The 5,030-nt window shown below is 65.0% G+C and carries 6 protein-coding genes; 2 read left to right on the plus strand and 4 right to left on the minus strand.

Translation table 11 applies throughout. The features are described 5' to 3' along the window. Window positions 1–653: branched-chain amino acid ABC transporter permease LivH (locus tag Q0S16_RS23960; RefSeq protein WP_295854234.1), on the minus strand; the 653-nt coding region annotated here is incomplete at its 3' end. 451 nt (window positions 654–1,104) lie between these two features. On the opposite strand from Q0S16_RS23960, the gene Q0S16_RS23965 reads away from it, so the two are divergent. Beyond that, entirely contained in the window at window positions 1,105–1,638 is a 534-nt protein-coding gene (locus tag Q0S16_RS23965) for a hypothetical protein (RefSeq protein WP_295854236.1), read from the plus strand. Here the strand turns inward: Q0S16_RS23965 and Q0S16_RS23970 are convergent. From Q0S16_RS23970 to Q0S16_RS23980, 3 genes are all read right to left on the minus strand, one after another. Next, window positions 1,611–2,003: a carboxymuconolactone decarboxylase family protein gene (locus Q0S16_RS23970; RefSeq protein ID WP_295854239.1), complete on the minus strand. Its 393-nt coding sequence runs from the start codon at window positions 2,001–2,003 to the stop codon at window positions 1,611–1,613. The two genes, Q0S16_RS23965 and Q0S16_RS23970, sit on opposite strands and share 28 nt — an antisense overlap. A 104-nt stretch (window positions 2,004–2,107) precedes the next feature. Then, window positions 2,108–2,890 (minus strand): 3-oxoadipate enol-lactonase, encoded by a 783-nt coding sequence (pcaD, locus tag Q0S16_RS23975; RefSeq protein WP_295854242.1) that lies wholly within the window; start codon window positions 2,888–2,890, stop codon window positions 2,108–2,110. A 19-nt stretch (window positions 2,891–2,909) separates the two neighbouring features. Further along, entirely contained in the window at window positions 2,910–4,265 is a 1,356-nt protein-coding gene (locus tag Q0S16_RS23980) for a 3-carboxy-cis,cis-muconate cycloisomerase (RefSeq protein ID WP_295854245.1), read from the minus strand. A 184-nt stretch (window positions 4,266–4,449) separates the two neighbouring features. Between Q0S16_RS23980 and Q0S16_RS23985 the strand changes: the two genes are divergently transcribed. Next, on the plus strand, window positions 4,450–4,896 hold the full coding sequence (locus Q0S16_RS23985) for a carbon monoxide dehydrogenase subunit G (RefSeq protein WP_295854249.1): 447 nt from the start codon (window positions 4,450–4,452) through the stop codon (window positions 4,894–4,896). Window positions 4,897–5,030: the final 134 nt, after the last annotated feature.

Here is a 5,030-nt window from a genome sequence, read left to right on the forward strand (position 1 = left end):
ATGCCGGCGACCGCGGCCAGCGCCGCACCAATGACAAAGGTCATGGAGATGGTGCGGTCGACATCGACGCCGAGCAGCGCCGCCATGGTCTGGTCCTGCTCGCAGGCGCGCATGTCGCGGCCGAGTCTGGTGCGCGCCACCAGCCAGGTGAAGATCGCCAGCAACACGATGGTGGTGACGACTACGATGATCTGCACATTGGACAGCCGCACCACGAAGCCGCCGCTGCCTTCGTGCAGGGTGTAGCCGCCGGTGATGATCGGTGGCACCGGCTTGACCCGGGCGCCCTGTGCCACCTGCGAGAAATTGATCAGCACGAACGACATGCCGATCGCCGACAGCATCGGCGCGAGGCGAAACGAGTGCCGCAGCGGCCGGTAGGCGATCCTCTCGATGGTCCAGCCATATAGCGCGGTGACGGCCATCGCCACCAGCAGCACCAGCAGCAGGATCACCGGCACGAAGGTGAGGCCGATCGAGACCAGAATGAGAAAGGTGATCAGCGCGATGAAGCCGCCGATCATGAAGATGTCGCCATGGGCGAAATTGATCATGCCGACGATGCCATAGACCATCGTGTAGCCGATCGCGATCAGGCCATAGATCGAGCCGAGCACGATACCGTTGATCAACTGCTGGGCGAAATAATCCATGCGCTGCCGTGTTCGCGTGAGGACGGCGCGCTGTACCGGCAGCCGGTGCATTGCGTCGCTATCTGTTTTTCTAACAGCGACGACAGAGGGCGGCAACAGGGCGCGCCGCGGGGAAATCAGCCTGTACATGGCGATTTTCGCGCCGAATTGAGTCGCCGCCAGAGTGGGTTCCGGCGCCATCTTTCAACCCTTCAAGGGTCTGCCATGGTTGCACCGGAATCGTGGCCCGCGGCCGACGGGCCGGCGGAGGATCCGGCAAGTTGCCGGGCAGGTGTGGCGCGCGGGATTTTTTTGAATAGCAAGGACCTTGTGGCGTTATCCGCGACTTGTCCCCGCAATTCCGCTGTTAAGGTAAACAAATGGTTTACGTTGCCCGCGCAGGTCGACGGGGCTTACCTCACAGCGAACATCACGGGCTCGCCAGCGAGTCGCGCAGAATGCGGCGAACGACATGTACCAGACTTGGCGGATCAGCAATTTCAACGGCGTGCTTCTGGCATGCTATTTCATTCCGACCTGGACCATCTTCGCGTTCCGGATCATGATTTCGCCGATCCAGGGCCTTTATGAACGCCCCAACATTTCGCTGGCGCTGTTCATGAGCGACCACCTCAACCTCACCACCATGAGCACGGTGCGCTATGCTTGGCTGCTGGCGCTCGGCAAGCTGACCGTGGTGGCGTTTTTTGCCGTGTTCCTGCTGTTCACGACGCGGGCCTCGATCCGCAAGACCGGCGGCTGCGACGAGGCGCTGGCGATGGCGCTCGGCATCGGCAGCGCGATCAGCTTCGCCAGCATGGTGATGGCGTCCCAGGTCGGCGAGTTCGCGGCGATGCGGCTGCACGTCACCGAGCTGCTGTTGCTGCTCGGCACCGCCGTGGTGATGGCGATCGAGCCGCCGCTGCCGCGCGACAAGCCTGCGACGACCAGCGAGCAGCCGGCGCGCGACAGCGGCCTTTACGGCTTGAGCAATCCGAGTTCCTGAACGATCGCTGCGGCTTCCTTGACGGCATGGTTGGCCGCCGGCACCCCGCAATAGATCGCCTGCTGCAGCAGGATTTCCTTGATGTCCTCGGGCGTGAAGCCGCCTTGCGTCAGTGCCGCGCGCACATGCAGCTTGAACTCGTCCCACTGGCCCAGCGCCACCATGGTGCCGATCACCAGCACCCGCCGGGTGCGCTCGTCGAAATGCGGCCGCGTCCAGATCTCGCCCCAGGCGTGCCGCGTGATCAGGTCGATGAAATCGGCGTTGAACGCATTCTTGCCGGCCATCGACTTGTCGACCCAGGCATCGCCCAGCACCTTTCGTCGCGCCGCCATGCCGTCATCGCGGCGTTGTTGATCATCCATTTTATTCTCCATCTGTTGTCATTGCGAGGAGCCCTTGCGACGAAGCAATCCAGTTCTTGCTTGTGGTTCTCTGGATTGCTTCGCTTCGCTCGCAATGACGGCTGTCAGCGTTGCGTCAAGAATCCGACGACCGCGTCGGTAAACGCGTGCGACTGCTCGACGTTGGAAATATGCGCGGCATCGAGAATGGTCAGGCTGGCGCCGGGGATCTGGCTGCGGATGTATTCGCCGGCGGCGACCGGCGTCGCCATGTCCTGGCGGCCGGCGATCACCAAAGTCGGGCTCTTGATCCGCGGCAGCAGCGCGCGCTGGTCGAGCGTGCTCAGCGCCTCGCAGGCGGCGAGATAGCCCTCGACCGGCGTGGCAATCAGCATCGCCTTCATGTTGGCGGCGATCTGCGGCTGCGCCTCGCGGAAATCCGCCGTCAGCCAGCCGGTAATCACCGCGTCGGCCACGGCGGCGATGCCGCCTTCGCGCACCGCCTTGATGCGGTTGTGCCAGTTGGTCGGGTCCGGATAATAGCTTGATGTGTTCGACAGGATGATGCGGTCGAAGCGCTCGGGCGCATTGGCGCCAAGCCATTGCCCGACCATGCCGCCCATCGACAGCCCGCACCAGTGCACCTTGCCGATGTTGAGGTCATCGAGGATCGCCAGCGCATCGCGGCCGTAGCGCTCGATCGAGGTCAGGCCGCCCGGCGCGCCTGATTTGCCGTGGCCGCGGCGATCGTAGCGGACCACGCGAAACAGTTTTGTCAGCGCCTCCATCTGCGGTTCCCACATCTCCAGGGTACAGCCGAGCGAGTTCGACAGCATCAAGGTCGGGCCGCCGTCGCGGCCCTCGACCGAGACATTGAGCAGGCATCCGTCGGCATCGATCATCGGCATAGGGCGTCTCCGGTATTTCTTATTTGAGGTCGAGCGAGGCGAGCAGGCGGTCGATCAAGGCTTGCGAAACGCCCTGATAGGCCATCGGCTCGAACAGTCTTGTGATGGTCGCGGCATCGAGCTGCGCGGTGATTTTCGGATCGTTGCTCAGCACGTCGCGCAGATGCTGCCGGCTGGCGACCGCCTGCCTTGTCGCAGCCTCGACGAGGTGGTGGGCATCGCTCTTGCCGAGCTTTTCGGCCAGCGCGAAGGTGACGGCCTCGGCCATGATCAGGCCGTGGGTCGCGTCGAGATTGAGCTTCATCCTGATGGCATCGACTTCCAGCCCTTCGGCGATGTCGACGATCGCGGCAAGCGCGCCGGAGGTGACCAGCAGCAGAGTCGGCAGTGTCGGCCATTCCGCGTGCCAGGGGCCGGCGCTGCGTTCGTGCTCCTGCACCTGCGCGGCGAAGATGGTCGCCGCGAGGTTCGGCGCCATGGTGGCCGCCGACAGCGCGACCGCTGCCGCGACCGGATTGCGCTTGTGCGGCATGGTCGAGGAGCCGCCGCGGCCTTCACCTGAGGGTTCGAAGGCTTCGGCGACGTCGGTCTGCATCAGCAGCGACACGTCGCGCGCGATCTTGCCGCAACTGCCGCACAGGATCGCCAGCACCGAGGCCACTTCCGCGATGCGGTCGCGGTGGGTGTGCCACGGCGCTTCGGGGAGCGGCAGATCGAGCTCCCGGGCCAGATTTTCCGCGACGACGAGCCCGTGCTCGCCGAGCGCGGCGAGCGTGCCGGCGGCGCCGCCAAACTGCAGCGCCAGCCCCTCGGCGCGCAGCCGCTGCAAGCGCTGCTTCGAGCGGTGCAGCGCCGCGGCATATTCCGCCAGCTTGAGGCCGAACGGCATCGGCAGCGCGTGCTGCAGCCAGGTGCGCGCGACCACCGCGGTCTGCCGGTGTTGTTGTGCCAGTTTGGCAAAGCCGGCGATGGCGCGGTCGAGATCGCCGAGCAGCGCGTCGATCGCGGCGCGCAGGCCGAGCATGGTGGCGCTGTCGATGACGTCCTGGCTGGTGGCGCCCCAATGCACGTAGCGCGCGGCGTCCTTGTCGGACTTCGCCACCGCCGCGGTGAGTGCCTTGACCAGCGGAATGGCCAGATTGCCGGAGCGAATCGCGGCCTCGGCCAGTTGGTTCAGGTCGAACGATTCGGCGCGGCAGGCCGCCGCGATGGCGGTCACGGCGCTGGCGGGGATCACGCCGGTGGTGGCTTCGGCGCGCGCCAGGGCAGCCTCGAAGTCCAGCATATGCTGCAGGCAGGCCATATCGTCGCAGATCGCGCGCATCGCGGTACTCGACAGCAACGGCGCCAGCAGGGGAGAAAGAAATGTGCTCATCGGCGCGGACCTAACCATTCCCGGCGGAGTCTGCCAATCCCCTCCGGCATCAACGCTTTGTTGCGCTGCGAACGCATCGCCTCTACCCGTCCGCGGCCCTTTCCTTTGCGCCGCCCGTGCTTTACTTGGAATTGTCGCGGTCGTTTCGGGGCCGCGATTTCCAGACAATTCAGGAGACAATCCCATGGCCATGACGATGAACGGCGAAGTCCAACTCGCAGCGCCGCGCGAAGTGGTGTGGGAGAAGCTCAACGACCCCGCGGTGTTGAAGGCCTGCATTCCAGGCTGCGAAGAACTCGAGACCACCGAGGATGGCGGCTTCCGTGCCACCGCCAAGATCAAGGTCGGCCCGGTGTCGGCGCGCTTCAAGGGCAAGGTCACCCTCAGCGAACTGGATCCGCCGAACGGCTACAAGATCTCCGGCGAAGGCGAGGGCGGCGTCGCCGGCTTCGCCAAGGGTGGCGCGGTGGTCGGGCTCACCGACAAGGATGATGGCACGCTGCTCACTTATAATGTCGAGGCCCAGATCGGCGGCAAACTGGCCCAACTCGGCCAGCGCCTGATCAACGGTTCGGCCAAGAAGATCGCCGACGAGTTCTTTGCCAATTTTGCCAAGGCCGTTCAGGGCTGAGGCATCGTTCCCCGGATGCTGCGCAGCGCGGCGCGCTTGCGCCGTGGTGCGCTGCTAGGCCGGGGTCCCGGTGGCTTACGTAAAAATCGGGATCCCGGACGCGCAGCGGCGTAAAGAACGCCGCGGCGCGTCCG

The sequence above is a fragment of the Tardiphaga sp. genome, assembly GCF_025356345.1.
Lineage (GTDB): Bacteria > Pseudomonadota > Alphaproteobacteria > Rhizobiales > Xanthobacteraceae > Tardiphaga.

Excerpts from the sequence above, each read along its gene's own strand:
- Q0S16_RS23965 (WP_295854236.1), top strand. The coding sequence starts at position 1,105 with ATGTACCAGACTTGGCGGATCAGCAATTTCAACGGCGTGCTTCTGGCA.
- Q0S16_RS23970 (WP_295854239.1), bottom strand. The coding sequence starts at position 2,003 with ATGGATGATCAACAACGCCGCGATGACGGCATGGCGGCGCGACGAAAG.
- pcaD (WP_295854242.1), bottom strand. The coding sequence starts at position 2,890 with ATGCCGATGATCGATGCCGACGGATGCCTGCTCAATGTCTCGGTCGAG.
- Q0S16_RS23980 (WP_295854245.1), bottom strand. The coding sequence starts at position 4,265 with ATGAGCACATTTCTTTCTCCCCTGCTGGCGCCGTTGCTGTCGAGTACC.
- Q0S16_RS23985 (WP_295854249.1), top strand. The coding sequence starts at position 4,450 with ATGGCCATGACGATGAACGGCGAAGTCCAACTCGCAGCGCCGCGCGAA.